General features: G+C 72.9%; 17 protein-coding genes. 6 read left to right on the top strand and 11 right to left on the bottom strand.

Annotated features, from left to right (window positions below):
• The first annotated feature begins 34 nt into the window (after positions 1–34).
• Both BJZ21_RS12190 and BJZ21_RS12195 read left to right on the top strand, forming a co-directional pair.
• A complete protein-coding gene (locus BJZ21_RS12190; protein WP_179663997.1) occupies positions 35–634 on the top strand; it encodes a transposase in 600 nt (199 codons plus the stop codon).
• The gene (locus tag BJZ21_RS12195; protein ID WP_179663998.1) at positions 631–1182 is read left to right on the top strand and encodes a hypothetical protein; all 552 of its coding nucleotides are present in this window, start codon (positions 631–633) and stop codon (positions 1180–1182) included. Before BJZ21_RS12190 ends, BJZ21_RS12195 begins: the two co-directional genes overlap by 4 nt.
• A 216-nt stretch (positions 1183–1398) precedes the next feature.
• Here the strand turns inward: BJZ21_RS12195 and BJZ21_RS12200 are convergent, their stop codons facing one another.
• The 5 genes from BJZ21_RS12200 to ptsP form a co-directional block, all read right to left on the bottom strand.
• Positions 1399–2703, bottom strand: a complete 1305-nt coding sequence (locus BJZ21_RS12200; protein WP_343052114.1) for a M16 family metallopeptidase — start codon at positions 2701–2703, stop codon at positions 1399–1401.
• 97 nt (positions 2704–2800) lie between these two features.
• Complete coding sequence (locus BJZ21_RS12205; protein ID WP_179664000.1) at positions 2801–5050, bottom strand: polyribonucleotide nucleotidyltransferase; 2250 nt, start codon at positions 5048–5050, stop codon at positions 2801–2803.
• Between the two features lie 301 nt (positions 5051–5351).
• Positions 5352–5627, bottom strand: coding sequence for a 30S ribosomal protein S15 (gene rpsO, locus BJZ21_RS12210; RefSeq protein WP_056862426.1), 276 nt, complete (start codon positions 5625–5627; stop codon positions 5352–5354).
• Positions 5628–5878: 251 nt separating this feature from the next.
• The gene (locus BJZ21_RS12215; protein WP_179664001.1) at positions 5879–6124 is read right to left on the bottom strand and encodes a DUF6458 family protein; all 246 of its coding nucleotides are present in this window, start codon (positions 6122–6124) and stop codon (positions 5879–5881) included.
• A gap of 116 nt (positions 6125–6240) precedes the next feature.
• Entirely contained in the window at positions 6241–7998 is a 1758-nt protein-coding gene (gene ptsP / locus BJZ21_RS12220; RefSeq protein WP_179664002.1) for a phosphoenolpyruvate--protein phosphotransferase, read from the bottom strand.
• Between the two features lie 94 nt (positions 7999–8092).
• Here ptsP and BJZ21_RS12225 point away from each other — a divergent pair, with 94 nt between their 5' ends.
• Genes BJZ21_RS12225 through BJZ21_RS12240 form a run of 4 tightly spaced genes read left to right on the top strand, consistent with a single transcriptional unit; the run spans position 8093 to position 12260 of the window.
• Positions 8093–8866: a DeoR/GlpR family DNA-binding transcription regulator gene (locus BJZ21_RS12225; protein ID WP_246298496.1), complete on the top strand. Its 774-nt coding sequence runs from the start codon at positions 8093–8095 to the stop codon at positions 8864–8866.
• Positions 8863–9822, top strand: coding sequence for a 1-phosphofructokinase family hexose kinase (locus BJZ21_RS12230; protein WP_179664003.1), 960 nt, complete (start codon positions 8863–8865; stop codon positions 9820–9822). The genes BJZ21_RS12225 and BJZ21_RS12230 overlap by 4 nt, the downstream gene beginning before the upstream one ends.
• Positions 9823–9824: 2 nt before the next feature.
• On the top strand, positions 9825–11951 hold the full coding sequence (locus BJZ21_RS12235; RefSeq protein ID WP_179664004.1) for a PTS fructose transporter subunit IIABC: 2127 nt from the start codon (positions 9825–9827) through the stop codon (positions 11949–11951).
• Between the two features lie 51 nt (positions 11952–12002).
• Positions 12003–12260 carry an HPr family phosphocarrier protein gene (locus tag BJZ21_RS12240; protein WP_179664005.1) on the top strand — a complete coding sequence of 86 codons (258 nt, stop codon included), beginning with the start codon at positions 12003–12005 and terminating at the stop codon, positions 12258–12260.
• Between the two features lie 107 nt (positions 12261–12367).
• Here the strand turns inward: BJZ21_RS12240 and BJZ21_RS12245 are convergent, their stop codons facing one another.
• The 6 genes from BJZ21_RS12245 to BJZ21_RS21415 all read right to left on the bottom strand — a co-directional run bounded on the left by BJZ21_RS12245 (position 12368) and on the right by BJZ21_RS21415 (position 19645).
• The gene (locus tag BJZ21_RS12245; RefSeq protein ID WP_179664006.1) at positions 12368–13393 is read right to left on the bottom strand and encodes a hypothetical protein; all 1026 of its coding nucleotides are present in this window, start codon (positions 13391–13393) and stop codon (positions 12368–12370) included.
• Positions 13390–14331, bottom strand: a complete 942-nt coding sequence (locus BJZ21_RS12250; RefSeq protein WP_179664007.1) for a bifunctional riboflavin kinase/FAD synthetase — start codon at positions 14329–14331, stop codon at positions 13390–13392. The genes BJZ21_RS12245 and BJZ21_RS12250 overlap by 4 nt, the downstream gene beginning before the upstream one ends.
• Positions 14332–14354: 23 nt before the next feature.
• The gene (truB, locus tag BJZ21_RS12255; RefSeq protein ID WP_179664008.1) at positions 14355–15230 is read right to left on the bottom strand and encodes a tRNA pseudouridine(55) synthase TruB; all 876 of its coding nucleotides are present in this window, start codon (positions 15228–15230) and stop codon (positions 14355–14357) included.
• Positions 15227–15745 carry a 30S ribosome-binding factor RbfA gene (rbfA, locus tag BJZ21_RS12260; RefSeq protein WP_179664009.1) on the bottom strand — a complete coding sequence of 173 codons (519 nt, stop codon included), beginning with the start codon at positions 15743–15745 and terminating at the stop codon, positions 15227–15229. The genes truB and rbfA overlap by 4 nt, the downstream gene beginning before the upstream one ends.
• A gap of 183 nt (positions 15746–15928) precedes the next feature.
• Entirely contained in the window at positions 15929–18841 is a 2913-nt protein-coding gene (infB, locus tag BJZ21_RS12265) for a translation initiation factor IF-2 (RefSeq protein WP_179664010.1), read from the bottom strand.
• Positions 18842–18973: 132 nt separating this feature from the next.
• Positions 18974–19645: a YlxR family protein gene (locus BJZ21_RS21415; protein ID WP_343052115.1), complete on the bottom strand. Its 672-nt coding sequence runs from the start codon at positions 19643–19645 to the stop codon at positions 18974–18976.
• Between the last annotated feature and the right edge of the window lie 54 nt (positions 19646–19699).

Consider the following 19699-nt stretch of genomic DNA (forward strand, 5'->3'; position numbering starts at 1 on the left):
TATCTTCGGTTCAGGAAATGACCGGGGAGGGCAGATGTCGGTGGCCGTGCTCACCGTGGACCAGCGCAGCAGTCGCTCGGGTCCCGACCTCGTGCCCGGGACGCTGGCCGCGCTCGGAGACGTCGCGCTGCTGCGCGGCTTCGAGCGCACCGCCGGCGACGAGTTCCAGGGCCTCGTCGACGACGCGGGGACGCTGGTGAGGGTCGTCGAGCACCTGCTCCGCGAGGACGCCTGGAACATCGGGGTGGGCATCGGCGAGGTCGAGGAGCCGCTGCCCGACCACGCCCGGGCCGGCCGCGGCCCGGCGTACCTCCACGCACGCAGCGCCGTGACCGCTGCGAAGACCAGCCCGTGGCACCTGCGGGTGGTCGGCGACCCCCCGACGGCGAGGTCGCTGGAGACCACCTTGTGGTTGTGGGCGGTCGTGCTCGGGCGGCGCACCGCCCGGGGCTGGGAGGTCGCCGACCTCGTCGAGCAGGGACTCTCCTACGAGCAGTGCGCGAAGCGGCTGGGCATCAGCCAGTCGGCGGTCAGCCAGCGGGCGCAGGCCGCCGGCCTCGTCGAGGGCCGCCGGGCCCGCGAGCTGGCCACCGAGCTGGCCACCGGCCTGCTGAGCGAGGGCAGCGCCACATGAGTGCCGCGAACTACGGGCAGCTGCTGCTCGCGCTGCTCGCCGCGGGCGTCCTCGCGGCCGCCTGGGGCTGGTCCCCGCTCGGCCAGCGGGTGTGGGCCCCGGCCGCGCTCGTGCTGCTCGCGGCCTCGGCCCTGTGTGCGGCCCTGCCCGACCGGGTCGACCTCGCCGGCCACCTCGGGCACACCGCGCTGGTCACGCTCGCGGGCGCGCTCGCCGTCCTGGGCGGCGGCCCGGTCACCAGCCGGGTCTTCGGGCTCGTCGACCGGGGCGAGCCGCCGGCCGGCTCGATGGACCGGGCCGGGCAGGTGCTGCGGGGCGGCGCCTGGATCGGCGCGCTGGAGCGGATCGCGATCTTCGTCTCCCTCACCACCGGCTGGCCCGAGGGCCTCGCGGTCGTGCTGGCCCTCAAGGGCCTCGGCCGCTACCCCGAGCTGCGGGCCGCCGAGAACGGCGTCCGCACCGGCGCCGCCGAGCGGTTCATCATCGGCACCTTCACCAGCGTGCTCTGGGCCGCCGCCTGCGCGGGCGTGGTGGTGCTGGTCGCCTGAGGCGTTGGCCTCGCCCCGGCCCTGCCTGGGCGGGTGCAGGAATCCCCGGCTGGCCGGGGAAACTCTCGCTTGAGGGGCGTTGCAACGCCCATCAAGCGCAGGAACCCCCGGCTGGCCGGGGATTCCTGCAGCGCTCTCGGGCCCCAGCAACCACAGCAGCCTCAACCAACGCCAAGCCGTTCTCGCCGGCCGACCCGGCTGACCCGGCGGGACGGCTCAGGCCGGGCCCACCACGGCGAGCACCTCGGCGCGGGTGAACAGCTCGGCGGCCAGCCCGCGCACCTCCTCGAGGGTGACGCCGTCGATGCGGCGCATCACCTCGTCGATGCTGAGCAGCTCGTCGTGGACCAGCTCGGCCTTGCCGATGCGCGACATGCGGGAGCCGGAGTCCTCCAGCCCGAGGACCAGCCCGCCGCGGAGCATGCCCTTGCCGCGGGCCAGCTCCTCGGCGCTGATGCCGTCGGCGGCCACCTTGGCCAGCTCGGCGCGCACGACCGCGAGCACGTCGTCGAGCTTGCTGGGCAGGCAGCCGACCGAGACCCCGACCAGGCCGGAGTCGGCGTGGTGGCTGGCGAAGGAGAACACCGAGTAGGCCAGGCCGCGATGCTCGCGCACCTCCTGGAAGAGCCGGCTCGAGGTGCCGCCGCCCAGCGCGGTGTTGAGCACGCCGAGCGCGAAGCGGCGTTCGTCGTGGCGGGTCAGGCCCTCCACGCCGAGCACGACGTTGACCTGCTCGAACGGGCGGCGGGCCTGCACCACCCCGGGCGCGACCCGCCGGGTCCGCGTCGCGTGCCGGGGCGGCACCGGCGCCTCCTCGCGGTCGAGCCAGCCGCCGCGGCCGAAGGACTTCTTGACCTGCCTGACCAGCGCCGTGTGGTCGATGTTGCCGGCGGCGGCCACCACGACGGTCGCGGGCCGGTAGTGGCGCTGGTGGAATCGCGCGATCTGGTCGCGGGTCAGGCTCGCGATCGACTCCTCGGTGCCGGCGATCGGACGACCCAGCGGGGTGTCCCCCCACGCCTGCGCGGCGAAGAGGTTGTGCACCACGTCGTCGGGGTCGTCGTCGTGCATCGCGATCTCGTCGAGGATGACGTCCCTCTCGGCCTCGACGTCCTCGGCCGCCAGCCGCGAGCTGGTGATCATGTCGCCGAGCACGTCCACGGCCAACGGCAGGTCCTCGTCGAGGACCCGGGCGTGGAAGCAGGTGTACTCCTTGGCGGTGAACGCGTTGAACTCGCCTCCGACGGCGTCCAGCTCCACGGAGATGTCCAGCGCCGAGCGCTCCTCGGTGCCCTTGAAGAGCAGGTGCTCCAGGAAGTGCGAGCAGCCGTGAAGGCTGGGCGTCTCGTCCCGCGAGCCCACGCCGACCCAGACCCCGATGCTGGCCGAGCGGACGCCGGCCATCTGCTCGGAGATCACCCGCAACCCGGCCGGCAGGACGGTACGCCGGACCTGCGAGGTCACCTGGCCCTCGTCGTCGGTGACGGTCTGGATGGTGCGCGTGGTCTGGTTGCCGGTCACAAGGGCCCTCCGGGTCTTCGCGGGGGTAGAACCGGACGACCGGCCAGCAGAAGCCTGCTGGCCGGTCGTCCGGGCGTCATGCCTGGTCACGCAGTGATCACTCCGCGGCCTGGTCCTCGGCGGCCTCGGCGGAGCCCTCGGACTCCTCGACCACCGGGGTCAGCGACAGCTTGCCGCGGTCGTCGATCTCGGCGATCTGGACCTGGATCTTCTGGCCGACCGAGACGACGTCCTCGACCGCCTCGACCCGCTTGCCGCCGGCGAGCGGGCGCAGCTTGCTGATGTGCAGCAGGCCGTCCTTGCCCGGCATGAGCGAGACGAAGGCACCGAAGTTGGTCGTCTTGACCACGGTGCCGAGGTAGCGCTCGCCGACCTCGGGCATCGTCGGGTTCGCGATCGCGTTGACCGCGGCCCGGGCCGCCTCGGCGGCCTCGCCGTTGGTCGCACCGATGTAGACGGTGCCGTCGTCCTCGATGGACAGCGTCGCGCCGGTGTCGTCCTGGATCTGGTTGATCACCTTGCCCTTGGGGCCGATGACCTCGCCGATCTTGTCCACGGGCACCTTGACGGTGATGATGCGCGGCGCGTGCACCGACATCTCCTCGGGCGCCTCGATCGCCTCGTTCATCACGTCGAGGATCACCATCCGGGCGTCGCGGGCCTGGGTCAGCGCCTGCGCGAGGACCTCGGCCGGGATGCCGTCGAGCTTGGTGTCGAGCTGCAGCGCGGTGACGAACTCGCGGGTGCCGGCGACCTTGAAGTCCATGTCGCCGAACGCGTCCTCGGCGCCGAGGATGTCGGTCAGCGCGACGTACTCCGTCTTGCCGTCGACCTCACCGGAGACCAGGCCCATCGCGATGCCGGCCACGGGGGCGCGCAGCGGCACACCCGCCTGCAGCAGGGACAGGGTCGAGGCGCAGACCGAGCCCATCGAGGTCGAGCCGTTGGAGCCCATCGCCTCGGAGACCTGACGGATGGCGTACGGGAACTCCTCGCGGCTGGGCAGCACCGGGAGCAGTGCCCGCCCGGCCAGCGCGCCGTGGCCGATCTCGCGCCGCTTCGGCGAGCCGACGCGACCGGTCTCGCCGGTGGAGAACGGCGGGAAGTTGTAGTTGTGCAGGTAGCGGCGGCTGGTCTCCGGGGAGAGCGTGTCCAGCTTCTGCTCCATGGTCAGCATGTTCAGCGTGGTGACGCCCAGGATCTGGGTCTCGCCGCGCTCGAACAGCGCCGAGCCGTGGACGCGCGGGATCACGCCGACCTCGGCGTGCAGCGGGCGGATGTCGGCGAGGCCGCGCCCGTCCATGCGCACCTTGTCGCGGAGCACCCGCTGGCGCACGAGCTCCTTGTTCAGCGAGCGGAACGCCGCGCCGATCTCCTTCTCGCGGCCCTCGAAGTCACCGGCGATCTTCTCGAGCAGGCCGGCCTTGATCTGGTCGATGCGCTCCTCGCGCTCCTGCTTGCCGGCGATCGTCAGCGCCTGCGCGGTCTCCTCGCGCACCGCGGCCTCGACCGCGGCGTACACGTCGTCCTCGTAGTCGAGGAAGACCGGGAACTCCTGGACCGGCTTGGCGGCCTCACGCGCGAGCTCGGCCTGGGCCTCGCACAGCTGCTTGATGAACGGCTTGGCAGCCTCCAGGCCGCCGGCCACGATCTCCTCGGTCGGCGCCTGGACACCGGACTGCACGAGGTGCCACGTCTTGTCGGTGGACTCGGCCTCGACCATCATGATCGCGACGTCGCCGGTCTCGGTGACGCGACCCGCCACCACCATGTCGAAGACGGCGTTCTCGAGCTGGCTGTGGCTGGGGAAGCCCACCCACTGGCCCTCGATGAGCGCGACGCGCACGCCGCCGACCGGGCCGGAGAACGGCAGGCCGGACAGCTGGGTGGAGATCGAGGCCGCGTTGATCGCGAGCACGTCGTACGGCGTGTCGGGGTCGAGCGCCAGGACGGTGATGACCACCTGGACCTCGTTGCGCAGGCCCTTCTTGAAGGTCGGGCGCAGCGGGCGGTCGATCAGGCGGCAGGTCAGGATCGCGTCCTCGGACGGGCGACCCTCACGGCGGAAGAACGAGCCCGGGATGCGACCCGCGGCGTACATCCGCTCCTCGACGTCGATGGTGAGGGGGAAGAAGTCGAAGTGGTCCTTGGGGTGCTTGCCGGCGGTGGTCGCCGACAGCAGCATCGTGTCGTCGTCGAGGTAGGCGGTCACCGAACCGGCGGCCTGACGGGCCAGCAGCCCGGTCTCGAACTTGACGGTCCGCTGGCCGAACTTGCCGTTGTCGATCACGGTCTCGACGGCGGAGATCACGGGACCCCCGGCGTTGTTCTCGGTCAAGGGGTTCATTCCTATCGATTCGCGGAGCGATCCGCGGCGTCCCGCCGGAGGCGGGGCTCGAAGAGCTCGAGTCTCCCGCCGGTCGCCTTCTCGTGAAGGGGGGCCGGTCTTCGATCGAGGCCCGCAGATCCCCCACGGCTGCGTTCAGCGTGGTCGGGATCCTGAGAGCCACTACCGAGGACCGGGCCGAAACGTGCGGGTCGCTCCTGGTGGCAATGATTTCAGTTGTGGTGCTGGTCCGACACTAGCGGTATCGGACCGAAATGCGAGCGGAGCGGCCGCCCCGAGCTGGGGCAGCCGCTCCGTGAGGTCATCGACGCAGGCCGAGGCGCTCGACGATCGAGCGGTAGCGCGCGATCTCGGTCTTCTGCAGGTAGTTCAGGAGGCGACGGCGCTGACCGACCAGCAGCAGCAGACCACGACGGCTGTGGTGGTCGTGCTTGTGCTGCTTGAGGTGCTCGGTGAGGTGGCTGATGCGGTGGCTCAGCAGCGCGATCTGCACCTCGGGCGAGCCGGTGTCGCCCTCGGTCGTGGCGTACTCGGCGATGATCTTCTTCTTGGTCTCCGCGTCGGTACCGATCGACATGCGGGGCTCCTTCCGGCCCGGTGGGCCTGCTCGTTGCGCGGCGCGCCGGGGCCTGTTCACCCGGGCACTCTCGATCCGCGGCCGTTGGACGGCAGTCGTGCGGTGGATCGCCGCCCGGATCGGTCGACAGACCGGGCCGGACAACCGGGCAAGGCTAGCAGCGCGCCGGGTCGGGCCCCAAAATGCAGCCCGGGCCGCCCCGCCGACGCGGGGAGGCCCGGGAGTCGCCCTGGGAGTCCTCTGGGGGGAGCTCAGACCGCAGGCGGCACGTCGTCGCGGCGCTCGGTCACGGTCCGCGACCCGTCCGCGTGCGTGGTCACCGCCGACGTACGGCGGCTCCGGTTGGCCTGCACGGCGGTCAGCGCGATCACCAGGAGGCCGGCGAGCGTCAGGATCCAGCCGACCATGGTGAGGTTCACACCGCTGAGCGCATCCTGCACCGCGAGGGCCAGGATGAGGCCCAGCGCGAGCAGGAAGACACCGAGTCCGTAACCCATTGCTACTCGTTCCCTTCGTCCGCCGCCCCGGCGGGACGGTCCAGCCAGGGAGGTACCCCCTGGTCGACGAGACGATGCCCGGCCCGACCGGCGGATAAACGCACCGGCCCGGGCGGTCAGCCGCCGAGCAGCGCGAGCACGGCGTCCCGGGCGGCCCGGGGGTCGGAGGCCGACAGGGCCGCCTCCGCCGCCTCCTCACAGGTCTCGATCGACACCGTCGAGAGCCGCGCGCCCACCGGGCGGACCGCCGCGGCGGCCATCGACAGCGAGGTGACGCCCATGCCGACCAGCGCGCACGCCAGCAGCGGGTCGGCGGCCGCCTCACCGCAGACGCCGACCGGCTTCCCGGCCTGCCGGCCCGCCTCGGCGGTGATCGCGATCAGCTGCAGCACGGCCGGCTGCCACGGGTCGGTCAGGTGGGCGAGGTCGGTCGCCATCCGGTCGGCGGCCATCGTGTACTGAGTCAGGTCGTTGGTGCCGATCGACAAGAAGTCCACGACCTCCAGCATCCGGTGCGCCAGCAGCGCGGCGCTCGGCACCTCCACCATCACGCCCGCCCGCAGGCCGTGGCGACGCACCTGGCCGGCGAACTCCGCGGCCTCCGCGACCGTCGCGACCATCGGCGCCATCACCCAGGCCTCGGCCCCGGTGCGCTCGGCCGCGGACGCGATCGCGTCGAGCTGCCGCTCGAGCAGGCCCGGGTTGTCGAAGGACAGCCGCAGCCCGCGCACGCCGAGGGCGGGGTTCTCCTCGCCCTCGTGGGTCGCGAAGGCGATCGGCTTGTCGGACCCGGCGTCCAGCGTGCGTACGACGACGTGGCCGCCCTGCCCGACGAACGGCTCGAGCACCCCGGCGTAGATCTCGGCCTGCTCCTCGACCGACGGCTCGTCCCGGCGGTTGAGGAAGCACAGCTCGGTGCGGAACAGGCCCACCCCCTCGACCGGCGCCTGCGTGGCCGCGCGCGCGGACTCGCCGTCCGCGACGTTCGCCAGGAGCTTGACCGGGGTCCCGTCCGCGGTGGCGCCGGGACCGCCCCAGGTGGCGAGCACCGCCCGCATCGCGCGGTCGGCCTCCACCCGCTGGCGGGCCAGCGACTCCTCCGGCTCGACCTCGACGGTGCCGGCGGTGCCGTCCACCAGGAGGGCCGTGCCGCCGGCGATGCCGGTCGCGCCGGCCGTGCCCACCACACAGGGGATGCCCAGCTGGCGGGCGATGATCGCGGTGTGGCTGGTCGGCCCCCCGCGCTCGGTGACCAGCGCGAGCACGACCTCCGGGTCCAGGCCGGCGGTGTCGGAGGGCGCGAGGTCCTCGGCCACCAGGACCGAGGGTCGGGACGGGTTGGGGACGCCGGGCTCGGGCTCGCCGACGAGCCGGGCGACCAGGCGGCGCTCGATGTCGTGCAGGTCGGTCACCCGCTCGGCCATCAGCCCACCCATGCTCGTGAACACCGAGACGAACTGCTCGACGCCGGCGCCGACGCCGGCCAACAGGTCCGCGCCGGTGCGCAGCTGCTTGCGCACCGCCGACCGCAGGCCCTTGTCGCGAGTCAGGCCCGCGCTCGCGAGGAGCACCTCGGCCGCCGCGCCGGAGGCCCGGCCCGCCTTGTGCTCGAAGCCCTTCGCGACCGCGTCCACGGCGGCGTCGTACGCCGCCAGCGCCTCCTCCTCGCCCGCGAAGCCGCCGGCCCCGAAGGCGGCGACCGCGGCCGGATCGACCTCGGCCCGCGCCACGAGCGCGGGTCCGTGGGCGACGCCGGGGACGACCGGCGTGCCGTGCAGGAGGGCGGGGGCGCCCGGTGTTGCCCTCGGCGTGGCGCTCGGGGTGGCGTCCGGCGTGGCGTCCGGGGACCGGTGGGTGTCGGAGCTGGTGACCATGCTCACAAGTTAACCCCGAGGCACCCTTGACAGTCAACACGTTCGGGCGTAAAACAACATATGCACAGATTGACCGAGGGAGAGGAGGACACCGATGACGATGTATGCAGAGGAACGTCAGCAGGCGATGGCCCAGCTGGTGGCCGAGCGTGGCCGGCTGTCGGTCGCGATGCTCGCCGAGGAGTACGACGTCACCACCGAGACCGTGCGCCGCGACCTCTCCGTGCTGGAGCGGATCGGCCTGGTGCGGCGGGTGCACGGTGGCGCCGTGCCGGCGCACAGCCTGGCCGTCATCGAGTCCGGCCTCGTCGAGCGCGACCGGGCCAACACCGACGAGAAGGACCGGATCGCCCGCGCCGCCGTGGAGCTGCTCCCGCCGCCCGGGTCGACGGTCCTCCTCGACGCCGGCTCGACCACCAACCGGCTCGCCAGCGCGCTGCCGCGCGACCACCGGCTCGTCGTCGTCACCCACGCGGTCCCGGTCGCAGCCCGGCTCGCCGGCAACCCGCAGATCGAGCTGCACCTGCTGCCCGGGCGGGTGCGGTCCACGACCCAGGCCGCGGTCGGCCCGGAGACCGTCTCGGCGCTGGCGAACCTGCGGGTGGACGTGCTGTTCCTCGGCACCAACGGCCTCACCCCGGACCACGGCCTCACCACCCCCGACTGGGACGAGGCGGCCACCAAGCGGGCGATGGTCGACACCGCGCGCCGGGTCGTCGTGCTCGCGGACGCCTCCAAGGTCGGCACCGAGTCCTCGCAGCGGTTCGCCTCCCTCGACCAGGTCGACGTGCTCGTCACCGACGACGCGGTCGCCACCGACGACCGCAAGCGGATCGAGGGCGCCGGGGTCGAGGTCGTGGTCGCATGATCCTCACCCTCACCCCCAACCCCAGCCACGACCGCACGGTCGCGCTGTCGGTCCCGCTCGAGCGCGGTGCGGTGCTGCGGGCCGAGTCGGTCACCGACCAGGCCGGCGGCAAGGGCGTCAACATCTCGCGCGCCTCGGTGGCCGCCGACATCCCCACGATCGCGGTGCTCCCCGCCCCGGCCGAGGACCCGTTCGTGCTGGAGCTGCTCGCCGCCGGGATCGACTGCCGTCCGGTCGCCACCGACGGGATGCTCCGGGTCAACATCACGATCAGCGAGCCGGACGGCACCACCACCAAGCTGAACAGCCCCGGCCCGACCGCGACCCCGGCCCTGCTGACCGCGCTGACCGAGGCCATGCTGCGCCGCGCCCCCTCGGCCGACTGGACGGTGCTCGCGGGTTCGCTGCCCCCGGGCACGCCGGCCGACTGGTACGCCGACCTCGTCGCCGTGCTGTGCGCGAACGGCGCCCGGGTCGCCGTCGACACCAGCGACGCGCCGCTGCAGGCCCTGGTCGAGGGCCTGCCCGGCAGCGCCCCCCACCTGATGAAGCCCAACGGCGAGGAGCTCGCCTCCTTCACCGGCGCGGACGCCGAGAAGCTCGAGTCCGACCCGCTCGCCGCGGCCCAGGCGGCCCGGGTGCTCGTCGAACGCGGCGTGGAGACCGTTCTCGTCACCCTCGGCGGCAACGGCGCCGTACTGGTCACGGCCGAGGGCGCCTGGCACGCGACTCCCCCGCCCACCACGGTCGTCAGCACCGTCGGCGCCGGCGACTCCAGCCTCTTCGGCTACCTCCTCGGGGACCTCCGGCGACGGAGCCCCGCCCAACGACTCGCGCTGGCCGTGGCCTACGGCAGCGCGGCAGCCGGGCTGCCCGGCACCACCATCCCGCATCCCGCGCAGGTCACGCCCGAGCTGGTCTCGGTCCGCGACCTCGACCTCACCCAAGGAGGGTGACGATGTCCGACCTGATCACCACCGATCTGGTTCGCCTCGACGTCGAACTTGGCTCCGACAAGCTCGACGTGATCCGCGCCCTCGCCGACGTGGTCAGGAGCGCCGGCCGCGCCACCGACACGTCCCAGCTCGTCGAGGACGCCCTCGCCCGGGAGGCCACGTCGCCGACCGGACTGCCCGGCGGCATCGCGATCCCGCACTGCCGCACGGCCGGCGTCGAGGAGCCCACCCTGGTCTTCGCCCGCCTGCGCCCGAAGGTCGACTTCGGCGCGAAGGACGGCCCGGCCGACCTGGCGTTCCTGATCGCGGCGCCCGCCGGCGGCGACAACACCCACCTCCAGTTGCTGACCAAGCTGGCCCGGGCGCTGGTCAAGGCCTCGTTCACCGATGCCCTGCGCGCGGCCGAGACCCGCGAGGAGGTCGTCGCCCTGGTCACCGAGGTCGTCAGCCCCGCACCCGCCCCGGCCAGCGCGGCACCCGCAGCGGCCACCGCGGGCGCCTCGGCCACCGCCACCGCGGGGCCGCCCGAGTCGGCCGCCGCTCCCGGCGCCGAGGCCGCAGCCGCCGGCACGGCGACCCCCGCCGCCGGGCACCGCAGCCTGGTCGCGGTCACCGCCTGCCCGACCGGCATCGCCCACACCTACATGGCGGCCGAGGCACTCGAGGCCGCCGCGGCCCGCGCAGGCGTCGAGATCCGGGTCGAGACCCAGGGCTCGGCGGGCTCCACGCCGCTGCACCACGACACGATCGCGGAGGCCGCCGCGGTGATCTTTGCGGTCGACGTGGGGGTCCGCGACCGGCACCGGTTCGCGGGCAAGCCGGTGGTCTCCTCCGGCGTGAAGCGCCCGATCGACGACGCCGACGCGATGATCGCGGAGGCACTGCGCTATGCCGACGACCCGCACGCACCCCGGGTGGAGGGCCACGCCTCCGCGGCCGAGGCGGCCGCTGGCGGGGAGCGCTGGACCCACCACGTCCGTCGGGTGCTGATGACCGGCGTCTCCTACATGATCCCGTTCGTCGCCGCCGGCGGCCTGCTGATCGCCCTCGGCTTCCTCTTCGCCGGCTACGAGATCGCCAAGGACGGCGGGGCGGCCGCGATCAAGATCATGGCCGACAACAACATCTTCGACCTGCCCGACCCTTCGGCCCTCGGGCTCGACCACGCGCTGTTGGACAACGGGTTCTTCGCCTACGTCGGCGCGGTCCTCTTCGTGCTCGGCGCCACGGCGTTCAAGTTCCTGGTGCCCGCGCTGGCCGGCTACATCGCGTTCGCGATCGCGGACCGGCCCGGCATCGCGCCCGGCTTCGTGATGGGCGCCCTGGCCGTCGACCTGGGTGGCTTCGGCCTGCCCCAGAGCGGCTTCCTCGGCGGCATCATCGGCGGCGCGCTCGCCGGCTTCATCGCCCTGTGGATCACTCGCTGGAAGGTCCAGACCTGGGCTCGCGGCCTGATGCCGGTGCTGGTCATCCCGCTGCTGACCACGCTGCTGAGCGGCATCGTCATGATCGTGGTGCTCAGCAAGCCGCTGGGCAAGCTGATGGACAAGCTCAGCGAGGGCCTGACCAACATGAGCCAGCACTCCAGCCTGTCCATCCTGCTCGGTGTGATCCTCGGCCTGATGATGGCCTTCGACATGGGCGGCCCGCTGAACAAGGTCGCCTACGCCTTCGCGACCACCGGGCTCGCCGCCGCGGCCACCGCGACCGACGCGCCCGAGCTCAAGGTGATGGCCGCGGTCATGATCGCCGGCATGGTGCCGCCGCTGGGTCTCGCGCTGGCCACCGTGATCAGGCCCGGACTGTTCAGCCTGCCCGAACGGGAGAACGGCAAGGCGGCCTGGGCGCTCGGGGCGTCGTTCATCACCGAGGGCGCCATCCCGTTCGCGGCGGGCGACCCGGTTCGCGTGATCCCCTCGATCATGGCGGGCAGCGCCGTGGCCGGTGGTCTCGCGATGGCGTTCGACGTGACCCTGCGGGCGCCGCACGGCGGGATCTTCGTGCTCTTCGCCGTCGGCCACATCTGGGGCTTCCTGATCGCCCTGGCCGCCGGCACCCTCGTCGCCGCCGCCTGCGTCGTCGCCCTGAAGTCGATCGGCGAGAGCGACGCCGAGCTGGAGCCGGTGTGACCGGCCCCTGACCGCGTAACGTCCGACCCGTCCACCACCGCAAGGAGAGTCATGCCCACCAAGTCCGTCGTCGTCGGCTCCGCCGTCGGCCTCCACGCCCGCCCCGCCGCGATCATCTCCGAGGCGGCCGCCGACCTCGACCACGAGGTGCTGATCGGCGTCCCCGGCGACGAGCCGGTCGACGCCAGCTCCGCGCTGCTGATCATGACCCTCGGTGCCGCCAAGGGCGACACCGTCGAGGTCTCCAGCGAGGACCAGGCCGCCCTCGACGCGATCGCCGCGCTGGTCGAGAAGGACCTCGACGCCTGAGGTGAGCCGCGCCAGCGGATCACCTCGTTGGTGGTCGAGCAGCGCCCGCGGATGACGAAGGAAGTCGCGACCGCGCGTGTCGAGACCCGGTGAGCCGCGCGCGAAGCTCAGCCCCCGACCGGCCTGCCGTCATCGACGGCGGGCCGGTCGCGCTCGCGCAGCGCGAGGTAGACCTCGCGCATCCCCACGGCCCGCTCGAGCTCGTGCACCACGCTGCCGAAGAACTGCTCGCGGTAGGTCTCGTCGGTCACCGACGAGACGGTGAGGTAGAGGCCGGAGAACGCCGAGAGGAACGTCGCGACCTGGAGCAGCGGCACCGACACGCTGTGCACGCCGGGGAGGCTCGCGGGTGAGGAGCCCAGCCAGGCCTTCATCACGGGGTCGGTCATCGTGAGGGCTCCGAAGACCATCAGGAAGACGAACACCGACAGGGTCAGCAGCAGCACCTGGACCGCCTGCACGACCACGAGCACCAGGATCAGGTTCCAGCGCTCGTAGCCGGTCACCTCCGCGTGCGCGGCGGGGTCGGCGTCGGGGTCCTCGACCAGCTCGCGGGACGCCCGCTCCAGCGGGGTCCCGCGGCAGGTGGCGAGCAGGAAGTCGTCGGTGACCGCGTCGTCGGCCCGGTCCACCTCCTCGGGCAGCCGGACGAGCAGGAAGCCGACGGCCAGCACCAAGAAGAGCACGACGGTCAGCCACAGCGCACCCGCGGTGAGGTTGGAGGCGACCTGCCACACCTCGGTGTTGATGAACAGGAACGTGATGAACAGCAGCAGCAGCGGCAGCGCCCGGGTGGTCATCGGCAGCAGCGTGCGCAGGCTGCCCGTGGTCCGCGCGAGCGCCCAGGTGACGATCGGCGCGGCATGCAGCCTGGTCAGCGCGTACCACGCCGCCGCGAGCAGCAGCAGCGAGGCCAGGGTCGCCGGACCGAGCGTGAGCTGGTCGGCGAACCAGGCCACCGCTCCCCCGGCGCCGGTCGCGACCACGGCCACCACGACGAGGAACGGCACCACCCGGCCCGGGCGGGCCGCCCGGCGGACGTGCGCGCGCTGCTCGGGCACGAAGTAGGTCAGGCCGTGGTGGAGGAACCACTCCTCGGCGGCCGCCCTCGTGTGCGCCGTGGCCGCGCTCACCCAGCCGCCCCCAGGACGGCGCGGGCCCGCTCGACGTCGAGGGCCATCTGCTCCACGAGCTCCTCGACCGAGGAGAACGCGGTCATCCCGCGCAGCCGCTCCACGAACGAGACCTCCACCTCCACGCCGTAGAGGTCGAGATCGGTGCGGTCGAGGACGTAGCTCTCCACCCGGCGCTCCCGTTGGCCGGCGAAGGTCGGGTTGGTGCCGACGCTGATCGCGGCGGGGAACACCTCGTCGGTGTCGCGGCGGCGCAGCCAGCCCGCGTAGACGCCGTCGGCCGGCGCGGCGGTCTGCGTGCCGGTGGGGACGTTGGCTGTGGGGTAGCCCAGCTCGCGGCCGCGCTGGTCGCCCTTGACGACGACGCCGCGCACGGCGTACGCCCGGCCGAGCGCCTCGGCGGCACCGGCCACGTCGCCGGCCGCCAGACAGGTCCGGACGTAGGTCGAGGACCAGACCTGCGGCCCACCGTCGAGGGCGATCCCCTCGGCGCGGAAGCCGAACCGCTCGCCGGTCGCGCGCAGGGTGGCGACGTCGCCCGCCGCCCGGTTGCCGAACCGGAAGTTGGCGCCGACCACCACCACGGCGGCGTGCAGGCCGGCGACCAGGACGCGCTCGACGAACTCCTCGGGCGTCCACGCGGCGACCCCCCGGTCGAAGGGGAGCGCCAGGACCGCGTCGGCACCGGCCTCGACGAGCAGTTCGGCCCGGCGCTCGAGCGAGGTGAGCGAGGTCGGGGCGTGCTCGGGACGCAGCACCGCCATCGGGTGCGGGTCGAAGGTGACCGCGACCAGGGTCAGGCCCTGCTCGCCGGCCACCTCCCGGGCCCGGGCGAGCACGTGCCGGTGTCCGAGGTGGACGCCGTCGAAGTTGCCGATGACGACGGCGGTCGGGCCCAGGTCGGCCGGGACCTCGTCGAGGGATCGCCACAGGTGCACGGCGAGAACACTACTGGCGGTGCTCAGACGAAGACCGCGGCCGCCCGTGCCTGGGCCCCGCGCGGCTCGTAGAGCGCGAGGAACTCGCCGTCCGGCGCGAAGACCGCCGTGAGCCCCGCGAGGTCGAGGTCGAGCGGCCGCCCGACCCGTACGTCGGCGGCGCCCGCGTCGTCGAGGTCGCGCACCGGGAAGGCGGACCGGGCCGCCTCCGCGATCGGGACCATCGCGAAGTGGTCCTCGAGCTCCTCCAGGGTGTGCGCGGCGGACAGGTCGTAGGGCCCGACGGCGGTACGCCGCAGCGCGGTCAGGTGCCCGCCCACGCCGAGCCGCGCCCCCGCGTCGCGCGCGACGGCGCGCACGTAGGTGCCGCTGGAGCAGCGCAGCGAGATCCGGACGTCGAGGCAGCCGCCCGCGGGCCGCAGGTCATGGACCTGCAGGTCGTGGATCGTGACCGGCCGGGCGGCGAGCTCGACCTGTTCGCCGTCCCGAACCCGCTGGTAGGCGCGCTTGCCGTCGACCTTGATGGCCGAGACCGCCGTCGGCACCTGCTCGATGTCGCCCACGAACTCCCCGAGCACCGCCCGGACGGCCGCCGGGTCCAGCCCCGCCGCCGGGGTGGTCGCGGTCGTCTCGCCCTCGGCGTCGTCGGTGGTCGTCGACTCGCCGAGCCGGACGGTGGCGTCGTAGGCCTTCTCGGTCAGCATCAGGTGCCCCAGCAGCCGGGTGGCGCGGTTCAGCCCGACCACGAGCACGCCGGTGGCCATCGGGTCGAGCGTGCCGGCGTGGCCGACCTTGCGGGTGCCGGCCAGCCGGCGGACCCGGGCGACCACCGCGTGGGAGGTCATCCCGGCGGGCTTGTCGACGACCACCAGCCCGGACCCGGCGACCTGGGCACTCACCGGCCGGCGTCGTCCTCGTCGGAGTCCGTGCGGCCGGCCGGGTCTCCGGCGACCTCGGCGTGCTCGTCAGCGTCCTCGTCGTCGTCCTCGCGGGGCTTGCGGTAGGGGTCGGTCTCCCCGGCGTACGCCGCGCTCGCACGCTGCGCCGCCACCTGCTCGTCGGCGGCCCGGGCCTTCGCGAGCACCTCGTCGAGGTGCCGGGCGGTCTCGGGCAGGGCGTCGTGGATGAAGGTCAGGCTCGGGACGTGGCGCATGCCCAGCTGCTTGCCGACCTCGGAGCGCAGCAGCCCCTTGGCCGACTCCAGCGCCGCCGCCGTGCCCTGCAGCGCGGCCTCCTCGGCACCGAACTCGCCGAGCACGGTGTAGAAGATCGTCGCCTGCTGGGTGTCACCGGAGACGCGGACGTCGGTGACCGTGACGAAGCCCAGGCGGGGGTCCTTGATCCGCCGCTCGAGCATCTCGGCCACGATGACCTGGATCCGGTCGGCGATCTTGCGCACCCGTGGGTTGCTCATGGTTCATTCCTACTCTTCGATGACGACCGGTCGAACCGCTGGTGCGGCGGACGGAGAGGCGGCCCGGCGAGGCCGGACCACGCTTCCCCTCCGCCGAAGGCGGCAGCAGCCTGGTTCGGCGGAAGGAAAGGCGGCCCGGCGAGGCCGGACCACGCTTCCCCTCCGCCGAGGGCGGCAGGAGCGTCAGCTCCTGGGGATCTCGCGCATCTCGAAGGCCTCCACGACATCGCCTTCCTTGATGTCCTGGAAGTTGCGGAGCACCAGACCACACTCGAAGCCCTCGCGGACCTCGGAGGCGTCGTCCTTCTCCCGCTTCAGGGAGGCCAGGTCGAGGTTGTCGGCCACGACGGCACCGTCCCGGATCACGCGTACCTTGGCGTTGCGCCGGATCACGCCACCGATGACCATGCAGCCGGCGATGTTGCCGATCTTCGACGAGCGGAAGATCGCGCGGATCTCCGCCTGACCGAGGGCCTGCTCCTCATACTCGGGCTTGAGCATGCCCTTGAGCGCCGCCTCGATCTCGTCGATCGCCTGGTAGATGACCGAGTAGTAGCGGATCTCGACGCCCTCCTTGTCGGCCATCTCCGTCGCCTTGCCCTGGGGCCGGACGTTGAAGCCGATGATGATGGCGTCGGAGGCCGCGGCCAGGTCGACGTTGGTCTCGGTGATCGCACCGACACCGCGGTCGATGACCCGGATGCCGACCTCGTCACCGACGTCGATCTTGGCCAGCGCGTCCTCGAGGGCCTCGACCGAACCCGACACGTCGCCCTTGAGGATGAGGTTGAGCTCCTGGCTCTCGCCCTTCTCCATGGAGGCCATGAAGTCCTCGAGCGTACGACGGACCCGGCGCTTGGCCTGCATGGCCGCACGCTCGCGCGCCTCACGCTTCTCGGCGATCTGGCGAGCCATCCGGTCATCGTCGACGACGATGAAGTTCTGGCCCGCACCCGGCACGGCGCTCAGGCCGAGGACCATCGCCGGACGCGACGGGTCGGCGACACTGAGCTCGTTGCCGTGCTCGTCGAGCATCGCGCGGACCCGGCCGTGGGCCGGACCGGCGACGATCGAGTCGCCCACGTGCAGCGTGCCGCGCTGGACCAGCACCGTCGCCACCGGACCACGACCGCGGTCGAGGTGCGCCTCGACGACGAGGCCCTGGGCGTCCTGGTCGGGGTTGGCCCGCAGGTCCAGGGACGCGTCGGCGGTGAGCACGACGGCCTCGAGCAGCTTGTCGAGGTTCAGCTCGGACTTGGCCGAGACGTCGACGAACATCGCGTCGCCGCCGTACTCCTCGGGGATCAGGCCGTACTCGGTCAGCTGGCCACGCACCTTGGTCGGGTCCGCGTCCGGCTTGTCGATCTTGTTGACCGCCACCACGATCGGCACGTTGGCCGCCTTGGCGTGGTTGAGCGCCTCGATCGTCTGCGGCATCACACCGTCGTCGGCCGCGACCACGAGGATCGCGATGTCGGTGGCCTGCGCACCACGGGCACGCATGGCGGTGAACGCCTCGTGACCGGGGGTGTCGATGAAGGTGATGCGGCGGTCCTCGCCGTCGACCTCGGTCTGCACCTGGTAGGCACCGATGTGCTGGGTGATGCCACCGGCCTCCTTGGCGACGACGTTGGCCTTGCGCAGCGCGTCGAGGAGCTTGGTCTTTCCGTGGTCGACGTGACCCATGACCGTGACGACCGGGGGCCGCACGACCAGGTCGGACTCGTCGCCCTCGTCCTCACCGAACTCGATGTCGAAGGACTCGAGCAGCTCGCGGTCCTCGTCCTCGGGGGAGACGACCTGGACGATGTAGTTGAGCTCCTCGCCGATCAGCTGCAGGGTCTCCTCGTTGACCGACTCGGTCGCGGTGACCATCTCGCCGAGGCTGAACAGCATCTGCACCAGCTGGGCCGGCTCGACGTTGATCTTCTCGGCGAAGTCGGTCAGCGACGCCCCGCGGGGCAGCCGGACGATCTCGCCGTCGCCCTTGCGGACGCGCACGCCCCCGATCGTCGGGGCCTGCATCGCCTCGAACTCCTGGCGACGCGCCCGCTTCGACTTGCGACCGCGGCGCGACGGGCCGCCGGGACGACCGAACGCGCCCTGGGTCTGGCCACGCTGGCCGGGGCGACCGCCACCGGGACGACCGCCACCGCTGGGACCGAACCCACCGGGACGACCGCCACCACCGGGACCGCCGGCGCCACCACGAGCGGGGGCACCACCACGACCGGGGGCGCCACCACGACCGGGGGCACCCGGACGACCGCCGGGCGCACGGCCACCGGGACCGGTGCCGAACGCGGCGGGCGACTTCGGCATCATCGCCGGGTTGGGGCGCGGCATGCCGGGACGCCCGGGGGCGCCACCGTCACGCCCGGCCGGCGGACGCGGCGGGCGCTGGTCGCCACCGGCACCAGCACCGGCACCAGCGCCAGCACCGGCACCGCCCTGGGGACGGTCGCTGGGCGCCGGACGACGGCCCATGCCCTGGCTGGACGCGAACGGGTTGTTGCCCGGACGCGGCGAGCCGGGTCGACCGACCGGACGGGGCGCCGGAGCCTTCGGGGCGGGCGCGGAAGGCGTCGCCTTCGCGGCCGGCGCCTCCGGCTGGGCCGGCGGGGTCGGCTTCTCGGCGGCCGGGGCAGGCGCAGGGGCCGGGGCCGGCTTGGGGCCGGGCCTGGGGGCCGAGGGAGCCCTGGGGGCCGGCGCCGCAGCGGCCGGCGCCGCAGCGGCCGGGGCCTCGGGAGCCTCGGGGGTCGGTGCCGGGGCGGCGGGCCGCTCGGCGGGCTTCTCCGCAGCAGGCTGCTCGGCGGCCGGGGCCGACGGCTTGGCCGCGGCAGGCTTGGCGGCGGCGGGCTTCGGCGCCGGGGCGGCCTCCGCCTGCTGCTGCGGTGCGGGAGTCTCGGACGGCGCCGAAGCACCGGCAGCCTTCAGCTGCTCGCCGAACTCCTTCTTGAATCGCATCTCGACGGGGGGCTCGACTGTCGAGCTCGCCGACTTGACGAACTCCCCCATCTCCTTGAGCTTCTCGAGAACGAACTTGCTCTCAACGCCGTACTGCTTGGCGAGCTCGTGAACTCGGGTCTTGGCCACGCTTCTCCTTATGGCCTCGAGACCCGGGTCCAGCCGAGCTGGGGATCCTCGAGACCGTTAGTGGTTGTGCAAACTCATCGCGAAGTACTCATCGAGTGCTCATGAGCTGCTGCTCCAGTTTCTTGTCGGTCATCAGGGCTTGGCTTGCCACGAGTCGAGGTACTCACGCACCAGCGTGGAGGACAGCCCGGTCCCGGCCCGGAGGGCGCGGGTGAAGGCCTTCCGCCGCACCGCGAGGTCGAAGCACTCGGACGTGGGGTGCAGGTGTGCGCCCCGCCCGGGTGCGGTGCCGTCGGGATCGGGAACGACGGCGCTGGCGCCGTGCGCGTCCGAGCCGGCGGTGACCCGCAGCAACTCGCGTTTGGTGGCCCGCTTCCGACAACCGATGCAGGTCCTGACCGGCCCCGACACGAGGTCGGTCTCCGGGCAGGGAACAGGGGCGTGTTGGCGAACCACTGAGGCAACCTTACCGTGCCCGGGCAGCGGATACCGAACCGAGGTTTTCGCGGCCGGCCGACCCGGCCCCGGCCAGCGTGCGTGCGCACCCACGATCTCCGGTCTCCTCCCCCCTGACCCGACGAGCCGTCCACCCCTCGGGAGGGGGGCGGGCCGGATCCCGGTGGACGCGACGACGTACCCCAGACCCCCACCCAGGCCGCTGCGGATTGGCGACAAACCGCACCCAGACGACCCGGAGATCTGCGGTTTGCCACCAAACCGCAACCGCCCCCGCCAGCGGTGAGCCCTCCACCGAACCCAGCGCGGAAACGGTGGCCCACCCACCGCCGTACCCCAGACCCCCACCCAGGCCGCTGCGGATTGGCGACAAACCGCACCCAGACGGCCCGGAGATCTGCG

Origin of the sequence: Nocardioides panaciterrulae, from assembly GCF_013409645.1 — a bacterium.
Classification (GTDB): Bacteria; Actinomycetota; Actinomycetes; order Propionibacteriales; family Nocardioidaceae; genus Nocardioides; species Nocardioides panaciterrulae.